At 50.3% G+C, this 17,905-nt stretch carries 19 protein-coding genes; 16 read left to right on the top strand and 3 right to left on the bottom strand.

The window, feature by feature from the left end:
* Positions 1-147 precede the first annotated feature (147 nt).
* The 12 genes from R8O10_RS16800 (at position 148) to R8O10_RS16745 (ending at position 14,035) form a co-directional block, all read left to right on the top strand.
* Positions 148-429, top strand: a complete 282-nt coding sequence (locus R8O10_RS16800) for a hypothetical protein (protein WP_000575657.1) — start codon at positions 148-150, stop codon at positions 427-429.
* A gap of 298 nt (positions 430-727) precedes the next feature.
* Positions 728-1,264, top strand: coding sequence for a hypothetical protein (locus tag R8O10_RS16795; protein WP_000949433.1), 537 nt, complete (start codon positions 728-730; stop codon positions 1,262-1,264).
* A 2-nt stretch (positions 1,265-1,266) separates the two neighbouring features.
* Entirely contained in the window at positions 1,267-2,277 is a 1,011-nt protein-coding gene (locus R8O10_RS16790; protein WP_000543934.1) for a tyrosine-type recombinase/integrase, read from the top strand.
* Positions 2,278-2,281: 4 nt separating this feature from the next.
* Positions 2,282-3,151 carry a 3'-5' exonuclease gene (locus R8O10_RS16785; protein WP_000997323.1) on the top strand — a complete coding sequence of 290 codons (870 nt, stop codon included), beginning with the start codon at positions 2,282-2,284 and terminating at the stop codon, positions 3,149-3,151.
* On the top strand, positions 3,148-3,639 hold the full coding sequence (locus R8O10_RS16780) for a hypothetical protein (protein ID WP_000139717.1): 492 nt from the start codon (positions 3,148-3,150) through the stop codon (positions 3,637-3,639). The genes R8O10_RS16785 and R8O10_RS16780 overlap by 4 nt, the downstream gene beginning before the upstream one ends.
* A gap of 316 nt (positions 3,640-3,955) precedes the next feature.
* Positions 3,956-4,831: a DNA replication terminus site-binding protein gene (locus R8O10_RS16775; RefSeq protein ID WP_001097010.1), complete on the top strand. Its 876-nt coding sequence runs from the start codon at positions 3,956-3,958 to the stop codon at positions 4,829-4,831.
* 152 nt (positions 4,832-4,983) lie between these two features.
* Positions 4,984-6,024 (top strand): DNA-binding protein, encoded by a 1,041-nt coding sequence (locus R8O10_RS16770; RefSeq protein ID WP_000101568.1) that lies wholly within the window; start codon positions 4,984-4,986, stop codon positions 6,022-6,024.
* Positions 6,024-6,302 carry a hypothetical protein gene (locus tag R8O10_RS16765; RefSeq protein ID WP_000101263.1) on the top strand — a complete coding sequence of 93 codons (279 nt, stop codon included), beginning with the start codon at positions 6,024-6,026 and terminating at the stop codon, positions 6,300-6,302. Before R8O10_RS16770 ends, R8O10_RS16765 begins: the two co-directional genes overlap by 1 nt.
* 8 nt (positions 6,303-6,310) lie before the next feature.
* Positions 6,311-7,822, top strand: coding sequence for a UvrD-helicase domain-containing protein (locus tag R8O10_RS16760; protein ID WP_000811656.1), 1,512 nt, complete (start codon positions 6,311-6,313; stop codon positions 7,820-7,822).
* A 134-nt stretch (positions 7,823-7,956) separates the two neighbouring features.
* A complete protein-coding gene (traF, locus tag R8O10_RS16755; protein ID WP_000749520.1) occupies positions 7,957-8,973 on the top strand; it encodes a conjugal transfer protein TraF in 1,017 nt (338 codons plus the stop codon).
* A gap of 1 nt (position 8,974) precedes the next feature.
* Entirely contained in the window at positions 8,975-10,408 is a 1,434-nt protein-coding gene (locus tag R8O10_RS16750; RefSeq protein ID WP_000256129.1) for a conjugal transfer protein TraH, read from the top strand.
* Positions 10,409-10,420: 12 nt separating this feature from the next.
* On the top strand, positions 10,421-14,035 hold the full coding sequence (locus R8O10_RS16745; RefSeq protein ID WP_000534551.1) for a conjugal transfer protein TraG N-terminal domain-containing protein: 3,615 nt from the start codon (positions 10,421-10,423) through the stop codon (positions 14,033-14,035).
* Between the two features lie 37 nt (positions 14,036-14,072).
* Here the strand turns inward: R8O10_RS16745 and R8O10_RS16740 are convergent, their stop codons facing one another.
* Positions 14,073-14,435, bottom strand: coding sequence for a hypothetical protein (locus R8O10_RS16740; RefSeq protein ID WP_000683483.1), 363 nt, complete (start codon positions 14,433-14,435; stop codon positions 14,073-14,075).
* Between the two features lie 715 nt (positions 14,436-15,150).
* Between R8O10_RS16740 and R8O10_RS16735 the strand changes: the two genes are divergently transcribed.
* Genes R8O10_RS16735 through R8O10_RS16720 form a run of 4 tightly spaced genes read left to right on the top strand, consistent with a single transcriptional unit; the run spans position 15,151 to position 17,123 of the window.
* On the top strand, positions 15,151-15,423 hold the full coding sequence (locus R8O10_RS16735; protein WP_000356489.1) for a helix-turn-helix domain-containing protein: 273 nt from the start codon (positions 15,151-15,153) through the stop codon (positions 15,421-15,423).
* Positions 15,423-15,956, top strand: a complete 534-nt coding sequence (locus tag R8O10_RS16730; protein ID WP_000790610.1) for a transglycosylase SLT domain-containing protein — start codon at positions 15,423-15,425, stop codon at positions 15,954-15,956. Before R8O10_RS16735 ends, R8O10_RS16730 begins: the two co-directional genes overlap by 1 nt.
* 10 nt (positions 15,957-15,966) lie before the next feature.
* On the top strand, positions 15,967-16,575 hold the full coding sequence (locus R8O10_RS16725; RefSeq protein WP_000891157.1) for a hypothetical protein: 609 nt from the start codon (positions 15,967-15,969) through the stop codon (positions 16,573-16,575).
* Positions 16,572-17,123: a FlhC family transcriptional regulator gene (locus tag R8O10_RS16720; RefSeq protein ID WP_001020646.1), complete on the top strand. Its 552-nt coding sequence runs from the start codon at positions 16,572-16,574 to the stop codon at positions 17,121-17,123. Before R8O10_RS16725 ends, R8O10_RS16720 begins: the two co-directional genes overlap by 4 nt.
* Positions 17,124-17,182: 59 nt before the next feature.
* Here R8O10_RS16720 and R8O10_RS16715 read toward each other — a convergent pair whose 3' ends face one another.
* Together R8O10_RS16715 and R8O10_RS16710 are read right to left on the bottom strand one after the other, a co-directional pair.
* The gene (locus tag R8O10_RS16715; RefSeq protein ID WP_000651490.1) at positions 17,183-17,602 is read right to left on the bottom strand and encodes an H-NS family nucleoid-associated regulatory protein; all 420 of its coding nucleotides are present in this window, start codon (positions 17,600-17,602) and stop codon (positions 17,183-17,185) included.
* A gap of 1 nt (position 17,603) precedes the next feature.
* Positions 17,604-17,897, bottom strand: a complete 294-nt coding sequence (locus tag R8O10_RS16710) for a hypothetical protein (RefSeq protein WP_000919078.1) — start codon at positions 17,895-17,897, stop codon at positions 17,604-17,606.
* Between the last annotated feature and the right edge of the window lie 8 nt (positions 17,898-17,905).

Here is a 17,905-nt window from a genome sequence, read left to right as displayed (position 1 = left end):
TATTACCGTAATTATGATAATTACGGTAAATAAATTTAAGTTCTTCTTGCTGTTGTTCTACTTATTAAAATGTATCTTTGAAAAAGTAGAGTTTTTGGAATAGGATAGGTGGTGCTGAATGCCCACTTTTTACAAGGAGCGCGACCAGTGATTTTTGATGTAAGAGCGACCTTTGAAGTGGCACTCCAGACGGACACCCACCTGGTACTTATCGATCTGGATCAGGGAGCATCAGTTACGAACGATGCTGATGCAGTGATCGCCTGGTTGGCCGCAAACCTCGAAGGTGGAATTGGAAAACGTAAGGTGTACTACCGGGACACCGATGGACGCTTTGATGAGCTCAAGGTTAATGCCGGTGCTTTTGCCGGATTTGCACCTTGTAGCGAAGGCCAGCAGACCACCTTGGCTGGGATGCTCGGCCAGTAACTTTGTGTGGAGAACTCGATGTTAAACAAAAACAAATTTGAGAAAGTTTTAAAGAGAATCCTCGATAAGAACTTTGAGCGCTGCTCTATTTGCAGGAAACCATTCCCTGGACCGTGCCATACTTTTGCTGGTTTGGATTCGGACAATAAAGTTCAGAACGTAGGTTCTTGCTGTCGGACCAGTATTGTGGACTTGCGGCATGGAGGTGTGTATACGACCGCTCCTGTAGATACTCAAGAGGGGCAAAGTCAGGCGCATGAGCTACTCGCAACACATCCTTGTAAGGGGATGATGGGGCATGCTTAGCAAAAAAGTCTTTTTCATTAGTCAAGCGGAGGCCGAAAGACTGGAGCCGGTTCCCGGTGCGGCCATGATCTCCATAACTGACCCAGACAAGTCCCCTGCCGCTCTCGGACAGTGGGGGCAGTTGTACCGCGATAGCTTCTATGACGGCGGCTATTCTGAGAACACCATCCACACGATGAAGGCAGCGTTCCGGATGAATTACGCCTCTTACATTGACTCATCCCAGGCTGAAAAGCTGTCCACCTTCCTGGATGGATTGGTTGGTAGCGGTATCGATCAGATCTTCGTTCATTGCTATTACGGAGAATCCAGAAGTGGCGCGGTAGCGCTGTACCTCCAGAACAAACATGGATTCACTCCGAATAAGCCGATCACCAAGCCCAACCGAACAGTTTACGAATTGCTGTGCAATCCAACCAAGTTTGAACCACTGATGCAAAGCTACGAAACGCAACATATGGAGGAGGAACTACCTCTTCACCTCAAAATATGGGATTTTCTTCTCGTTGCGGTCGGGCTTAGGAGGTGACTTTGCACGACACAAACAATGACAAGGAAGAGCTAGTTTCACATGCGAAAGTAAATGTTCCGGCAGAACAAAGCATTCGCGGTGAACTGTTGCCGTCATCGAGCTCGCTCCGGAACATCCAGGACAACCCCGCCGTCGCCTATCTGGTGAGCCTCGGGTCAAAGCGAAGCAGGCAGACCATGAGCTCATTCCTCAACATTGTCGCCAAGATGATCGGGTTTCAGAACCTTCGTGACTGTGCATGGAGCTCAATGAGGCGGCACCACATATTGGCGGTGCTGGAAATGCTGGGGGATGCAGGGAAGGCTCCGGCAACGATCAACACCTACCTGTCAGCGCTCAAAGGGGTGGCTCTTGAAGCCTGGACGATGAAGCAAATTGATACGGATAGCTTCCAGCACATTAAGCAAGTCCGTTCAGTACGTGGATCTCGACTTCCTAAAGGGCGGGCACTTGAACGCCATGAGATTCGCAGCCTCTTTTTCACATGTGAAAGTGATTCAAGCGCCAAAGGGCTTCGGGATGCGGCCATTCTCGGGGTGCTCCTCGGGTGTGGCTTGCGCCGCTCGGAAATCGTTGCGCTGGACATGGGAAGCATGATCTACAAGGACCGCGCTCTCAAGGTTCTTGGCAAGGGCAACAAAGAGAGAATGGCGTATGTGCCTGGTGGCGCATGGAAAAGACTGGATAAGTGGGTTGAAGAGGTTCGAGGAACGCATGAAGGGCCTTTATTCCCGAGGATCAGGCGGTTTGATGATGTGACTGGAGAGCGGATGTCGGATCAGGCCATCTACCACATCTTGGAGACCAGAAGAGTTGAAGCCGGTCTGGAGATGTTTGCGCCCCATGACCTGCGACGCACCTTTGCCTCCTCGATGCTGGATAACGGTGAGGATATTGTGACCGTGAAGGACGCAATGGGCCACTCAAGCATTGCAACTACCCAGAAATATGACAGACGCGGCGATGAGCGTTTGAAGAGAGCGAGCCAACGCCTCGATATAGCGGATTAACAGCATGAATGATGAAGAACTCGAACTTGCCAGAGCCGAAGCCATGAAAGCCGATAGGTGCTTTTCAAAAGGACGGCTCAGGGACGAATTTCGGATGAAGCCTAAGCCAGGAGTAGAGCCAGTTTCGTTCTACAAAAACGGGTATGGTGGCCAATTTGGAGTGTACCGGATAGCAGATTGCCAACCAATGCGGAGAAGGGGTTGTTCACCGGCATCACAAAAGCAAATAAGGGCGCAATCCATCCTTTCGGTCAAGGCAAGAATGCGTAGCAACCTGGCAAAGGCCTCTGTCATGGCACAAAGGTGGGTCGCTCTGGAACCTCTGGTTCTCGATACCGAGACGACCGGACTTGGTGAAAGAGACCAGGTGATCGAGCTGGCTGTTACTGACATCAGAGGCGCGGTTCTCCTCTGCACCAGATTACGGCCAACCGTGGAAATAGACCCTCAGGCAATGGGTGTTCATGGCATCACCGAGACTGAGCTGTCGAATGAGCCTACGTGGACTCAAGTTGCGCCAGCTCTCGCCCGGCTTTTGTCGGGCCGTCATCTGGTGATATTTAACTCCAGTTTCGACAGTAGGATGTTGAGGCAAACAGCCAGTGCATTTGGAGACCAACTCTCTTGGTGGCAAGAGCAGAACTGTCTGTGCGCGATGAAGCTGGCGGCTGATGCCTTTGGCTCAACCAACCGGCACGGCACAATCTCACTTGCGGATGCCACCTGCGAGGCAGGTGTGAGCTGGAAAGGTCGAGCCCATTCAGCAGCGACCGACGCTATTGCCACCGCCGACTTGGTGACAGAGATAGCCAAAGTCCAACGTGACCTCGTGGTCCAGCTCCAGGAGCTTCAAAGCAAAGGTAATTTGGAATGACAGAACAATCCTACGGCGAAAGCCTCAAATTTTTCTCAGACTGGCAGAAGGACCCCGCGAAACGCACCGGCCTGAATGTGCAACACACGCTAACCAGAGGTGAATATCCTACGGTCAGCATCGAGATTGCGCCGATCAGGGCATCGGGGTCCAGCCCAGACTGGAAAAGCAAGATCACGGTGCAGCTCACTCGCGGCGAACTGACGGCGTTTTGCAGCGTTCTCTTTGGTTTGCGTAGCAAGGCTGAGGGTTCCTATCACGGCGACGCGAAGAATAAGAGCTTTGCGGTTTACAACAACGGCAAGGCCGGTGTTGCGATCATCCTTAGTGAGCGAGGAAACCAGCTCCAGAATTTCATCAATGATGACGACCGAATGGAGCTCGCAGTCTTCGCAGTTCGCCAGCTTTCCAACGCATGGAAAGTTACCCCTTCTGATGCCATCGCGCTGCTACGCCAATCAGCGTGGATGGACCGAAATTTGTCCTAATCGAGCAAATCTAGGCACCCTAAAAGTCGTCCTATAACCACAAAGTTAGACCATCATGCAAAGTGGGGTATAGAGGGTGCCAGCCCCACCCCAGCAGTCCCCCTCAGCCACATTTCTGGCTTGCCCCGCGCTTTTCTTCTTTCTCTCTTTTTCTCTCTCTTTCTCAATCTAATCTCACACACGAAGGTCAAACAGGGCACCCGCCGACGCGAAGCGGAGGCGTATTCTTGCCCCTCCCCCTCATTGCATGATGGTCTAAATCTGTCTACTATGTAACCAATGAACTGTTAGAACAAACCCACACATAGGCGGCAGCATGGCTAAAAACTTCATATCAGAACAATTCTCGGCCATGTGCCGCGACTTAACGAACCTGTCCTCTCTTATCAAACGACTACCGCCACGGTACGCAAAAGTTGCGGCCATCCCTCCTACCGGAAAAGGAATGGAGAACGAGCCCGTCAACAAGATTGTCGTAACTGAACAAACTGGGCGCGAAGCTCTTGAGCTGGCAGCGCACAGCTACAGAGATCTTCACATCAACCCAGACTATTCGCAGAAGTCTGCCAGGCGCACCGTGGGGGTACTCTGGTTCTCCCCTTCCAGGATTGGTGTAGCTGACGAAATTGCGGCGACGGTTGAACGCATCAACGCGGCCAAAGCTGGTATCGAGGAGTTCATTATCTCGACGTACCCCACCAGGCAAGAGAGGTTTGAAGCACTTCGAGCGGACTGCCCTGGTGTCATGACTCTCCACCTTTACAGACAAATTCGGTGCTATACCAATGGCGACATCGACTCTATCCGCTTCACCTGGCAACGGAAGGACTCCTTGAAGAAGCCCGTAAAAGAGGAGCTTTTGCAACGCATCAGAGAGGAGCTGGAGCGATCTGGGCCAGACTATCAACTTCCCCTGGAGCAGCTTATCCAGAAGATCGCCAGCACCCCGGAGCCTTATCTCCGGGAGCGAAGGGAAGTAAAGGTTCAACCGGTGGCAAACGTCATGGCCGCAGGGGTACTCAAAACCGTTACCGCGCCAATGCCCCTGATCGTGCTCCAGGATAAGGATGTTCAGCTCAAATTGCTTCGTAACTTTGACGCCTCAGAACAACGCAAAACTCGATCTGATAAAGCGGCATCGGAAATCCTTGGCACCTTCGGTGGAGTCACTATCGAATCCTTCCCTGGATGAATCAGCGTGACCGCGTAACAAGGCTTTTCCGCAGCCGGAAGGGCTTTGTCCCACACAAACAATTCCAATCGACAGCAGCATGATATATAATTATGATAATTACCGTATTATCGTAATTATCGTAAACATTACAAATTAAAAGGAACGTTCTCATGGCAAGAAAATTGGTTGAGTTTGACGATGTAGCGGCTGCGGCCCAAAAGCTCAAGGACGCCGGTAAACGCCCAACGGTCATCGCTATCAGAGACATCATTGGCAAGGGGAGCTTTACCACCATTTCAACGTATCTCAAACAGTGGTCAGAGGAACACTCCCTCGATGAAGAGCTGGTAGAGGTAGTCCTTCCAGAATCGGTTATGAGCGATGCTGAGCTCTTCCTACAGAAGATCTATACGGTAGCCAAAGCAAGCGCCGATGAACAGCTTGAGCGCGAGCGTGAACTGCTACGACAGAAAGAAATTGAGTACCAGGAAGATATGCAGCAAGCCGTGGACATGGCAAATGATGCCACCGAACGGGCTGAGCTACTGGAAGAACAACTTGAAGCTCTCACCAACAAAAAATCAGAGCTCGATGCGGCCCTTGGTAAGGCAGAAAACTCGCTATCCCTCAAGTCTGCGGAGCTAGAACGCTCACTGGCTGACATTGATAAGCTGGAAAAGCGGATCGTTGAGTTGGAGGGCAAGCTGGAGGCGAAAGCCGCAGATCTGACCCGAGCACAGGATCACCTGGAGCAAGCTAAAAGCGAAAATCGCTCTTTGAGCCAAAAATTGGCAACTACAGAGGGTGAGTTGGAGGAGCAAAAAGGCAAGAGTATAGAGCAGACAGAAAAGCTCCGGGCCGCTCAGGAACAAAAAACATCGTTGAAAGAGCAGCTCGAAAATGTACAGGCCAAACTGGCCCAATCACAGGACTCCCTTGCCACAGCCAAAGCTCATGGCGAATCCGCTGAACGAGAGTGCCAGCGCCTATCTGGAGAGGTAGAAAAGCTGGACGCCAAATTATCCAGCGCCGAAGCAGAAGCTCGCGCTCTTGTTCAAGACAAAGGCATGATGGCTGGTCAGTTGCAGGAAAAAGACCAGCAGGCCAAGAGCCTCGAACAAAGACTCAATGATGCACTGACCAAAATTTCTGGGTTGGAGCAAGAGCTCGCTAAAGCTGGTAAGGGAGGGAAAAAGAAAGAGGAAAACTGATGGCGCGAAAGGCTAAATATTCAGAAGAGTGGCGACACAGAGCTGCGGCTCTTCAAACCAAGATTGAGGAGGCTATGACACTAGCCACCTCATCTATTGGCGACTATCGCTGGTTACACCGTCTCCATAGTTGGGTTACGGAGGTGGCTCAAGGTAAAGCCCCAGACTGGTGGACAGATCTGGATTGTGAAGTATCCCTCCCCCGAGAAGAAAAGCGGATCAGTACGTTCCTCTCGACACAAAAGAAGCGCATCACTCTCCAGATGTGTTTGTCGTAGGGGGCCTCATGAAACAACTTCCTCCTGACACACCAGAACAATCACTGATCACTCAGTACAAAGGGCCTCGCCTTGTCGTTAAGGCCTACGCTGGAACGGGTAAAACCACGACACTGGTGAAGTACGCCCACAACAACCTCGATTCACGTATCCTCTACTTGGCATACAACAGGGCTATCCGCGACGAGGCAAGAGAAAAGTTTCCTGCAAACGTAGACTGCAAAACGTCCCACCAGCTTGCCTACGCCACTATAGGAAGGGGCTACCAGCACAAACTCTCCGGCAACCTAAGGCTCACCGATATTGCCCAAGCGGTGAATACCAAGAACTGGACGTTTGCCAAAGATATTCTCGATACGCTCAACGCCTTTATGTGTAGTGCAGACATGCGGATTCTTTATACGCATTTTGCTCGCGCCGATACGGGTAAAGTGCTTACGTCCAAACAGGAGAGATACCAAATCCAGGTGGTCGAAGGTGCTGAGCTCATATGGAAACGGATGACAAACGTTCAAGATCCGTTCCCGACCGTACACGATTGCTACCTCAAACAGTATCAGCTCGGGATGCCGAATCTGTCTCGCCGGTACACCACCATTCTTTTTGATGAGGCACAAGACGCTAACCCCGTAACAAGTAGCATCGTCCTACAGCAGAACTGCAAGGTAATCCTGGTTGGAGATCGCCACCAGCAGATCTATAGGTTCAGAGGCGCAAACAACGCCCTTGATAGCAAAGAGCTCATGAACGCCGACCAACTCTATCTCACTCATAGCTTCCGCTTTGGCCCCAACGTTTCGCTGGTGGCAAACGCCCTTCTTGAACTCAAAGGTGAAACACGACCTGTTGTTGGCCGGGGACCAGCAGATCAGGTACTCATGTTTTTACCAGGTGACGTGGGCCACCGCGCAATACTTCACCGAACCGTCATGGGGGTTATAGAGACGGCGCTCTCTGCGACCGAATCCGGAGCGCAGGTATTCTGGGTCGGTGGAATCGACGCTTACCAGATCAATGAGCTCCAGGATTTGTACTGGTTTTCGATGGCAGAGCCAGACCGGGTAAAGAATAAGAAACTGCTTGATGAGTATGAAGACTACTTCGAGTATCAAGAAGTAGCGAAGGCGACCAAAGACCCTGAGATGATGAGGGCTGTCAAGATCATCAACAGCTACGATGAAATCCCTGAACGACTCACCACTCTACGACGCAATACAGTCAAAGAAGAGTTTGGGGCTGACATTACGGTCTCAACAGCTCATCGGTGCAAAGGGTTGGAGTGGGACTTTGTTCAGCTCTATGACGACTTTCCGGATGTCCTGGACCCAGAGCTCGACCCAATGGCCCGTGACGATGAAATAAACCTGCTCTACGTTGCATCCACCAGAGCGATGCGAATCCTTGCGTTGAACAGCGCTGTCGAGATGGTTATCCGCTACATCACCCAAAAACGCATGGTCGAGAAGCAGATGAAGATGGCCGCAGAAGCGACAGAAGTTGAAGAGGACACGACCAAATAGTTTGGTCAATTCTTTCACATGTGAAAGTTGACAAATAAAACGCTCTAAGCGCCCTAAATGGGCGCTTACACCTGCCTAATTTCACGCCTCCCACCTCTACCATATCGAGCATGGGAAAATACGTGCGTGAGACTATGAAAAAATCACCTTTGAATTTACTGCTCCTTGCAGCGCTCACGCTGGGGGCATCACACCAGGCTTGGGCTCAAGATGGCACAAGACCTGGTTTTTATGAGCGAAAGGAAGAGGGTTGGTTCTGGTACAAGGAAGAGCCCAAAGAACCAGAGAAAAAACCCGAAAAGCCCAAACCAAAGCCTGTGGCAGAAGCGAAGCCTACACAGCCTAAGCCTGCTGCTCCGCTTCCGAGCGGCCCAGAAATGTTCTCAGCGGAATGGTTCCGGGAAAACTTACCCAAGTACAAAGACCTTGCTTGGAACAATCCTACCGTTGAAAACGTCAGGACGTTTCTCTACTTGCAACGATTTGCGATAGATCGCTCTGAACAATTTTCCGATGCTACAGAGCTGGCGGTCGTAGGTGATCCTTTCTTGGATGAAATTACTCGACGTCCTGCTGCCACGTTTGCCTCACAACAAGTTGATCGTGACGCTGGTAACGCCAAAAACATGCTACTCAAAAGCGTAGCCGAACGCGTAGGGATATTCTTCTTCTACAAGTCCGACGATGACTACAGTGACTTGCAAGCACCGCTCATCAAGATGTTGGAACAAGGAGAAGGATTCTCGATCATTCCTGTATCTATGGACGGCAAACCACTCCCCAGTGGGCTTTTCCCCCATTACAAAACCGATGAAGGCCATGCCAAACAACTTGGTATCGTAACTTTCCCTGCTGTTTACCTCGCATCTCCAGACGGTCAGTTCGCTCCTATAGGACAAGGGCCAATGTCTCTTCCTGAGCTGAATCACAGGATTTTGGTCGCAGCAAAACGCAATGGTTGGGTCACAGACGAAGAGTTTAACCGTACACGTCCGGTACTCAACCTAGAAAACAACATAGCCGAACGCTTGGCCTCACCAGAGCTGGGCTCTGACCTCAAACAACTATCTCAAGCGAGCGGCGATAAAGACAACTTTGTGCCACCGGAACAACTCATGAAGTACATCCGGGACAAATTACAGGAGAACTAAGATGGTCACGCACAAGACATTAAAAAGGAGCCTGCTTGCCCTGAGTGTGGCGGCCAGTCTCGTCATGGCACCGACAGGGGCGATAGCCGCTAACGGCCTCCAATCACAGATGGACAAACTCTTCAATGAAATGAGCAACACAACACCACCTGGGGTTTATGAAAGCCAACGACGTGGCGTTTTAGCTGGTGGCCGGTTCACTGCAAAGACACGAATCTTCGACGAGAACCTGGTGAGCTTTGCCCCTCCATCATGGAAAGCTGGTTGCGGTGGTGTAGATCTGTTCGGCGGTTCGCTTTCCTTCATTAACGCGGATCAAATTGTCCAACTCCTTCGGGCTGTAGCAGCCAACGCCAAGGGCTATGCCTTCCAGCTTGCGCTCGATAACGTTTTCCCGGACGGAGCGAAGTGGATAGAGAACTTCCAGAAGAAAGTGCAAGCGCTCAACCAACATCTGGGCAACTCCTGCCAGCTCGCTCAAGGTTTCGTGAACGACCTAACCAGCGGCATGGACCTTAAACACAAAACTGATGCTTCTATAACCGCGACAACTTCCGGCCTGTATGAAGACTTCTTCGGGTCCAAGCAGGAAACCAGCGGCAAGAGTCCTCTGGAAGAACTGAAAGCCAACAAACCTGACGAATACAACAAGATGATTGGCAACATCGTCTGGAAGCAACTCAAGAGCAACAACGCCAACACCTGGTTCCAGTACGGGGATAACACCCTTCTTGAAGCGATCATGTCTTTAACCGGCACAGTCATCATTGGTGATCTGGTAAACGACCCGAACTCAACCGGCACTGGTGCGAAAACAACCCCTCTGACGACCCTACCAGGTAACAAGATCACCTTGTCAGACCTGATTTCAGGCGGTTCTGTTGAGATCTATTCCTGTGATTCTGATACGACCAACTGCCTGAGTGCTGGCTCCAGCAATAAAACTGTCGTGCTCAAAGGTATCAAGAACCAGATCACCGATATGCTGTTAGGAACAAGCTCTACACCTGGTGTGATCTACAAATACGCAACGAACTCTGGAACCTTAACCGACCCAGAAAAGGCCTTTGTTTCTAACCTCCCCGGAGGGATTGGCACCATTGTTCGTAACTTGTCTGTCCTTTCACAGGACGGCGCTAACCTGTTCGCAACAGAGTCATCAGGAGCGATAGCCCTGACCATGATGTATAGCTTCTCGGAAGAGTTCTTCCGCGCAGCTCGCATTGCGATGGCTAACAGCAAATCACCCTACAAGAAAGAGGCACTAGAGCTTCTCGCGCAATCGCAACAGCAAATCCGTGCTGAATACACAATCCTGTCCTCTCAATACGGCGATCTGGCAAGCCAAATTGAGAAATACAACAACCTACTGGACAACATCCGCAAGCAAAAATACATGCTGGCAACTTTGTCCAATCCTCCTAGCACGAACTAAGGAGCTATTGGAATGGGATCTTTTTCAATCCACTCTATCGGTGACTCTGCTTTTCTGGAGCAAATCCTGATTGCAGTATCAATGATCACCGGCACCGGGGATTTCGAGAAGATGGTCAGTATTGGCCTGCTTCTTGGGGTCTTGATGATCTGTATTCAGTCCGTCTTTCAGGGCGCAAAGCAAATCAACCTCCAGCAAGTGCTGGTAGGTTGGATTCTATATGCCTGTTTCTTCGGCCCAACCACAACTGTGACTATCGAGGACGCTTATACAGGGCAGGTTCGAGTCGTCGCCAATGTCCCTATTGGGGTAGGCTTTGCTGGAGGTGTCATATCCAACGTGGGATACACCATCACCAATTTGTTTGAAACTGGATATGGGGTAATCGTACCCAATGTCACGGAAAGCCACTTTTCCGAAACACTGAAACTGTTGAATGACGTCAGACGGCGAGCCTATGACACAGGAGTTTTTACTGCGCTTAACTCAGCAAATGGAGGCGGCTATGTTGACGTGAGGCGTTCCTGGAACAATTACATTCGGGAATGCACGTTAACCAAAGTCGATCTCAACCTAATGTCCCTTGATGAGTTGATGAACCGTTCAACTGACTCAGCTTTGCGATTCAACTCACAGCTCTACGGAACTAGGTTGTATTTGTCTACAGCAAACCCTGACGGCGCTGACTACACATGTACTGACGGATGGGTGGCTATTAGCACTGCAACCGCCAACCTAAGCAGCCCGGTTGTTGTTGATGCTCTTAACAGCCTACTGGGTATTGACACGTCAACTGGAGACAACGCTCTAACGAAGCTGACCGATTCGCTTCAAGCGATGGGTGCCACAACTACGTCATCAATCGACTATCTGAAAGCCGCCGTTCTGGAGCCCCTCTATTATGAAGCCGCAGCAGGACGTTATCAGGACCTCCAGGATTATGGCTCTGCATTGATGGTCAACCAGGCTATTCAGCAACGGAACACACAGTGGGCCGCAGAGCAGTCGATGTTCATGACCGTCGTCCGACCAATGCTGACGTTCTTTGAAGGCTTTATTTATGCTATAACCCCGATCATTGCTTTTATTATCGTGATGGGCAGCTTCGGCCTCCAGTTAGCCGGGAAATATGTACAAACCATCCTCTGGATTCAGCTATGGATGCCAGTCCTCTCAATTATAAACCTGTTTGTTCATACCGCCGCGTCAAATGAGATGTCTAGCCTCAGTGCTGGTGGTCTCAACTCCATGTACGCTCTTTCCTCAACTGGAGATGTTCTGCAACACTGGATTGCAACCGGCGGCATGTTGGCTGCGGCCACTCCGGTGATTTCCCTGTTTATCGTCACAGGTAGCACCTACGCCTTCACCAGCTTGGCATCGAGAATAAGTGGTTCTGACCACGTTGACGAAAAGATGCAAACGCCAGATCTACTCAAGCAAGGTCCGGTTATGCAAAGTCAGCCAGCGTACAATCACAACCAGTTCAGTGGTGCGATTGCAAACGGCGCAGAAAGCATGATCAGTACCTTCTCGCTTGGCTCCACCTTAGCATCAGGCGTGAGCTCCGCACAGGCATTACAAAGTCAGAAATCGGAGGCTTTCCAAAGCACTCTTGGTCGAGGTTTTTCTGATGGAGTAAGTCAGGATCAAGCCTATTCAAGACTCTCCAATGTCGGGCGCAACGTTTCGTCGCAAAACACAGCTCAAAGCCAATTGATCAACCAGCAAGCCAAGAACTTCATGGATAAGTTCCAGGTGGATGATAGCCACTCTGATGCTGTCAAAGGTGCTTTTGCCATGCAGGCTATGGGCACACTCGATGTTGACGAAGCTGCGTCCATGCTTATGCCTATGGTTGGCAAGGCCAGGGCAGCAATGAAGGCCGCTGCTGGTGTGAAATCAAACAGTACAGCCCTAGTTCCTGCTGGTGGTAATGGCGAATCAGGCGGCGGCAGTGATGTCCTGGACATCAAAGCGCAAGCGAAGGGAGCAACAGAGTCATCAACTCAAGACTCTTCAAGCTGGTCAGCGAGTGATGTGTCCCAGTTCATGAAGGGTGTGAGCTATTCGCAAACCGATAGCCAGGCGTTGACAAATCAATTAGCGCAGGGTTTCAGCCGTTCTGGAAGCGAGTCATTCAAGCAAACCTGGGGCGATAGCTTATCCCAGAACCTATCCAAGTCCGCTTCGGAACTGGTGTCTGCATCGGACACCTTCACAACAATGAGTCAGCTCCAAAACCAAATGGGCTCCATGACTAATACCGACTTTAAAACTCTCGGTGGTGCAGTAGCACAAACCCCTGCGGCCATGAACCAACTGAATGACTATTTCCGAAATGCCGCGCCGCAATCGGTTAAAGACGAGGCGGCTTCACTACAGCAAAGATACCAAGCCTACGGAATGTCTCCTCAAGTGGCCCAGGCAGCAGCGCGAATGACAGCAATGACCAACTCCAAAAATTACGAACAGGGTAAGGAGCTTGGCGGGTATCAAGCCGCACTACAGGCGATCAATACCGCGTCCGGTCGCAACGGAGCATTTAGTGGTGATGCTTACGGAAATAACGGCATTGAAGGCCCGAATGTTCAAGGCCTACCAGGTCAGGTTCAAGGGGCTGTAGGCAGTGGACCTAACATCCCAACCGGATTCCGGGAGAATGTGGCTGGGATGGCTGGAACTAATCCGGCATCAGAAGCTGGGCAGTTACCAACGAATAGCCCCCTTGTTCAAAATGAACATGCAGCCGGTACGTCAGCTCTTCATAACCAAGCACAGCAAACAGAGCGAAATGTATCTGCTCCTGAACTGAAAAAAGCCCAAGATAACCTTATGAACTCGCTTCCGGAAATGTCTTGGAGCGCTTCGGCGTGGGGAGCGTGGGACAACTCCAGTGATTGGATGGGCCGCAGAGCTGAACAAGCAGGTGGAGCTCTCATTGCTGGTGGTCAAGCTGGCGCTGATGCGTTCTCAAGAGCGATGGATCAAATGAGAACGATGACACCTGAACAACGCGACCAATTCATCGCGGCCACTCAACGCGGCGACCAGGCCGTGCAAGAGGAGTTTGGCTGGGCCGGTGATGCGATGGTCGGTATGGCTAAACTTGGCCGCAACGTCATGGGAGCTGCTGCAAGCGGCTATGATGCAGCGAAGGAGTGGTTAACTGGTAAATCTGATCTATCGGAAGCCGCTAAAGGGATGAGCATTGAGGAACGCGGCGCGTTCTATGCAGCAGCGCTATCCTCTGCCGCAGAAGCTGGTGGTGGAGCCGCGCAGCAGTTTATGAACCAGTACGGTGATGAGTTCAAAGAAACGATGCAGTCTATCGCTCAAAGCCGTTATGGGCTGACTGAATCCCAAGCCGCTGTTTATGCCGAATCGTTTGACACAAACGAAGGTCGCATGAACCAGGCTGTTCAGAATCTGAAAATGGAGTATGCAGAACGTAACCCGGATGGCTCACCGATGATGCAAGGAGGTCAGCCTGTTCTTTCTCAGCAAAACGAAGAGTTTACGGACAAGCTGGTAAACGTATTGCAGAACTCGACGGAAGCTGGAGACCGTTCAGGTAGCTATTTGACTGCCGTCAGGGGGTACAACATAGCAAATCAAAGGTTCTAAAAGACCAACCAAATAATAAGGGGGCCAGCAGGCCCCCTTATTCGTCTCCAGCTCCAATATGGAAGCGCTGGTCAAAATCATAGGAATCTTGAAACCCACCAGTTTGTTTTTTTCTGCGCCGGGTAGGTGGTGCCTCTTTATATGCTGACCGCGCAACGCGGATAAAGCACGTTAGTCCAAACAGAGCCCCGACAACCAAAGCAACTTGCCACTGGAAGTAAGCGATCCCTCCCCAAAAGATAACAGCAGCCCAAAGGCTTTTGTGAACCAGAAATAGGAAACGAGCACCCCAAACGCCGAAGGGAGCCAGCGCCACACCAAGTCCCCAAGGTGTGTCAGCCATCATGGCTATTCCCAGAAGCACCATTCCCAGCAGAAGAATATTGACCACATGTTTCATATCAACCCCCTTACTCTTTACCTCCAGTTTACCACGGCATCAAAAAATGCAACTGTGAAAATTTGACTATTTTTTGCTAAACAACCATTCCATTGGCAACTTCTTCGATTAGAATTTGCCCTCAAACTTTCACATGTGAAAGTTTGCCCTTACGGAACAAGGCGTTTATTGACAAAGCATTACATAGTTGAACATGTCAAACAAATCGCATACACTATGGAATAGGCCATTGCTAACGCTTTGGTCCCCATCTGCAACACCGCAGAGTTCTCTTTCTCAAATATCTCTTTCTGTAAACACCATCATCCTTGTGTGGTCGGGATGCGCCTTTGCCTTCCCTGCCCTCCTCAGCTCCTGCTGTATTCGCAATTTCAGCCCTCGCTGTATCCCTAAAATCACTTATACCTAAACGCTATTTAATATCACAAAATACCGCACTCCCCGTGCGCTATTTCCGCCATTCTTTTGGCGCACTTTCCATTGCTATCGCAAAAATATCCGTATCCCATTGATTACTAAAAGTATTGTAACTTTGTTCCGTCGGTACAAAGTTAAGTGTATGTTTTTAAAGGTTTTTTATTGTTGACAGCATCATTATTTGGGCTTGTAAAGGCGCAAAATGTGTCAGTTTGTGACAATAGAAGAACTCTAAAAGCGTTCATCGAATAACGCACTTTTTGTATGGCTAACAACGCAGTTTAAAGGGTGGCAAACAATGGATAAATGCCAATTGATAGACATCCCAAGCGACCCAGAGAAGAAACGTGAGTGGATCAAGTACAAACTCAAGATCCAGGGGCTTTCTCTGGCCGCATTGGGCAGAAAACACAAAACATCTCGGCAGGTGGTGTCTACGGCACTCTATAAGCCCAGTCCACGCTGGGAACATGAGATAGCTACAGCTTTGGGTGTGAAGCCGTCTGAGATTTGGCCGGAGCGGTACGACGAAGAACACGAAATACCCCTCAGACATAAGGAGGCAAGCTGATGAAGAACAAAGCCAAGGCGCTAGTTCTGTCTGCGGCTCTCCTTTCATCAACAGCGAATGCTATTGACCTGAGCGGAACCATCTTCGACAAAGCAGCGAAAGCATATAACCTCGACCCTCTTCTAGTGTATTCGGTCGCATTGGCCGAATCTGCATCAGGGAGAGGTAATGGCTCTATAAGTCCTTGGCCTTGGACGCTTCGCGTTCCTGGGCTTCCTTTCTATGCTAAGTCGGAAGATCAGGCAAAGGCTAAGCTCGCTGAGTTTCAGCAGCAGTACGGTCGTGCCATTGATGTCGGGTTTATGCAAGTGAGCATCCGGTGGAATGGTCATAGAGTTTCTTCTCCAGCAGATCTTCTCGACCCAGAGACCAACGTCATGGTTGGGGCAGAGGTGCTATCAGAAGCCATTCAGTCATCTCCAAATGACTTGGAGCTTGGCGTTGGCCGCTATCACGCCTGGGAAGACGAAATCCGAGCCAGAAACTATGGTAGCCGAGTCTTGGCTATCTATCGCAACCTTCGTGATTTGTGAGGGGGGCGGAATGTTGGAACTGGATATTATTGGTGCGTGGGATGCAAGAGCCGTCAACCTCGATCAAGAAGAAGCTGATAGAAACGTCTACGAGTTCGATCTGACATTGTGGAACCTGCTATCCACTCTGGCAAAAGAACGTCCAGATGATGCGGCCTCACAATTTTCTTTGGGCATGGACACCGTTCAAAAGCTGTCACTGGCAACACCTTCCCAATTGGAAGCTCTGGCCTCTGGCGTGTTGATCTCTTTCAAACTCGAAACAGCAGAGCAGAACATCATCACGCGACTCTCTGGCGACTACGACCCTGTAGTTTTTATCAACCATAGTGTTGATGAATTTGATGCTGCCTACTGGTTGCTATTTAACCGCGTCGCATCGAGAGACCCGGAGATGGCAAAGGAAGTTTTCGGGGTTTCGAGAGAGCTTGCGGAGCTGGTGGCTAAGGCAACAGACAGCCAGTTGCGCCACATGTCTGGAACAACGGTTACGCATTTTACGCTTCGTTTTGCTCCGAGCATCATTGAAGAAATTCTCGATGACAGCCGGGAAGAGTTAACACACCCGGTATTGAAAAAACTGCAACAGTCTCTACAGGGACGTGGGAGGTGGAGATGAACATTGGCAACTCTGGTACATTGGGTCGCTGGGTTACAGCTCGACACATGGCCCTTGCTGGGTACATCACAAAAATCATCATGATCGAGACTGGCCTGACCTACAAACAGGTCAGACGGCTTTACCAGGATCTGGAGAGGGACGGATATACTCTGGAACGAAAATCCAGAACTTTCCGGGGTGGTGCGACACTGATTCATAGTCACACATCCAAGATACAGGCCTCTCTTCTAATGCAGCTCTACTTCAACATTGGTGGAGAAGCCGTGTTGCGGTCTGTGAACATCAAAGCCTTGAACAAGGCATTTAGAATGTATCACGCAATCCGCAAAGAAGTGCCCGGAATGAAAGGTGCTCGGTGGGCTCCGTTTGATATTACTGATGCCTGGTGTCTTGCTTCGGAGCTGAGAAGTGGGGACGCAATGCTGGAGGTGTGCGACAACTGCAAGTGTACGTACTTCACCTCTGTTAATCAAAGAACCTGCGTTGAATGTCCGTTCTGCAAAGAACAAGGAAGGCATGGTGGTGGGGAGAAAGAGTGTGCTTGAGTAGACTATGACATTTCGGACCAGAAGATGAGCGCCCAAACTTTGCGGCGCTCATTTTTTTACTTCTTCTGTGGGATACGGTAGCGCTCCAGCTCGACAGCTCCCAACCCCTTGAAAGCATCCGGGCGACGTCCTTGCCCACTCCACGAAACTCCGTCTTTTGAATATTTAGCATTATCAGGTTCTGATCTGCTCGTGAACATTTCGTTGAGCAAGCCGATGTCCACACCGCAGGATTCCATGTCGCTCATTATTCGCTCAGCCTGAGCTCGCTTTTCTTTTTCTTCTTCTTCTCGCTTTTTGTACTCTTCCTCCAGTTCATTGAGAACGCCCTTCATTCTGTCAATGATCTCCCGAACTTCATCTAACGGGAGTCCTCGCAACAGGGTGCGAATGCGGCTTTTACGCTTTAACTCTGCGATTATTAACTCTCTACGTTCAGCCGCTGATAGCGTAGAGAACTCCTCGTGGTCTTTCATGTCATACGGAGCCCATCAGTTTTCCTTTAAGTGAATCACGTTGAGAGTTCAGTTTTGCGTCAGTCTGCACTGGCGAATTTTGATGCTGTGCAGGTTGACTCTCTGAACTCTGTTGCTCAAAAGACCCAATGTTGCCAGAAAATCGAAGAGAATAAAGACCCAATAGAGCAAGGGCGCGGAGCCGATCACTACGCGCCTTATGCTGCATCTGGGACAGTTCACGATAGAGCTCCGGAAAGGCTTGCTCCGATATGTTCAGATTAGATATTTTTCCATCCCATTTGCTACCAGCCACAACGACCT

The organism is Vibrio sp. 1727, assembly GCF_033344415.1.
GTDB classification, from domain to species: domain Bacteria; phylum Pseudomonadota; class Gammaproteobacteria; order Enterobacterales; family Vibrionaceae; genus Vibrio; species Vibrio alginolyticus.
This window is presented reverse-complemented; position numbering and strand designations above follow the sequence as displayed.

Bases quoted from the DNA above. Each gene is read 5' to 3' on its own strand.
- R8O10_RS16740 (WP_000683483.1), bottom strand. From the start codon at position 14,435: ATGAAACATGTGGTCAATATTCTTCTGCTGGGAATGGTGCTTCTGGGA.
- traF (WP_000749520.1), top strand. From the start codon at position 7,957: ATGAAAAAATCACCTTTGAATTTACTGCTCCTTGCAGCGCTCACGCTG.
- R8O10_RS16780 (WP_000139717.1), top strand. From the start codon at position 3,148: ATGACAGAACAATCCTACGGCGAAAGCCTCAAATTTTTCTCAGACTGG.
- R8O10_RS16725 (WP_000891157.1), top strand. From the start codon at position 15,967: ATGTTGGAACTGGATATTATTGGTGCGTGGGATGCAAGAGCCGTCAAC.
- R8O10_RS16795 (WP_000949433.1), top strand. From the start codon at position 728: ATGCTTAGCAAAAAAGTCTTTTTCATTAGTCAAGCGGAGGCCGAAAGA.
- R8O10_RS16765 (WP_000101263.1), top strand. From the start codon at position 6,024: ATGGCGCGAAAGGCTAAATATTCAGAAGAGTGGCGACACAGAGCTGCG.
- R8O10_RS16785 (WP_000997323.1), top strand. From the start codon at position 2,282: ATGAATGATGAAGAACTCGAACTTGCCAGAGCCGAAGCCATGAAAGCC.
- R8O10_RS16760 (WP_000811656.1), top strand. From the start codon at position 6,311: ATGAAACAACTTCCTCCTGACACACCAGAACAATCACTGATCACTCAG.
- R8O10_RS16720 (WP_001020646.1), top strand. From the start codon at position 16,572: ATGAACATTGGCAACTCTGGTACATTGGGTCGCTGGGTTACAGCTCGA.
- R8O10_RS16730 (WP_000790610.1), top strand. From the start codon at position 15,423: ATGAAGAACAAAGCCAAGGCGCTAGTTCTGTCTGCGGCTCTCCTTTCA.
- R8O10_RS16770 (WP_000101568.1), top strand. From the start codon at position 4,984: ATGGCAAGAAAATTGGTTGAGTTTGACGATGTAGCGGCTGCGGCCCAA.
- R8O10_RS16735 (WP_000356489.1), top strand. From the start codon at position 15,151: ATGGATAAATGCCAATTGATAGACATCCCAAGCGACCCAGAGAAGAAA.
- R8O10_RS16775 (WP_001097010.1), top strand. From the start codon at position 3,956: ATGGCTAAAAACTTCATATCAGAACAATTCTCGGCCATGTGCCGCGAC.
- R8O10_RS16745 (WP_000534551.1), top strand. From the start codon at position 10,421: ATGGGATCTTTTTCAATCCACTCTATCGGTGACTCTGCTTTTCTGGAG.
- R8O10_RS16715 (WP_000651490.1), bottom strand. From the start codon at position 17,602: ATGAAAGACCACGAGGAGTTCTCTACGCTATCAGCGGCTGAACGTAGA.
- R8O10_RS16750 (WP_000256129.1), top strand. From the start codon at position 8,975: ATGGTCACGCACAAGACATTAAAAAGGAGCCTGCTTGCCCTGAGTGTG.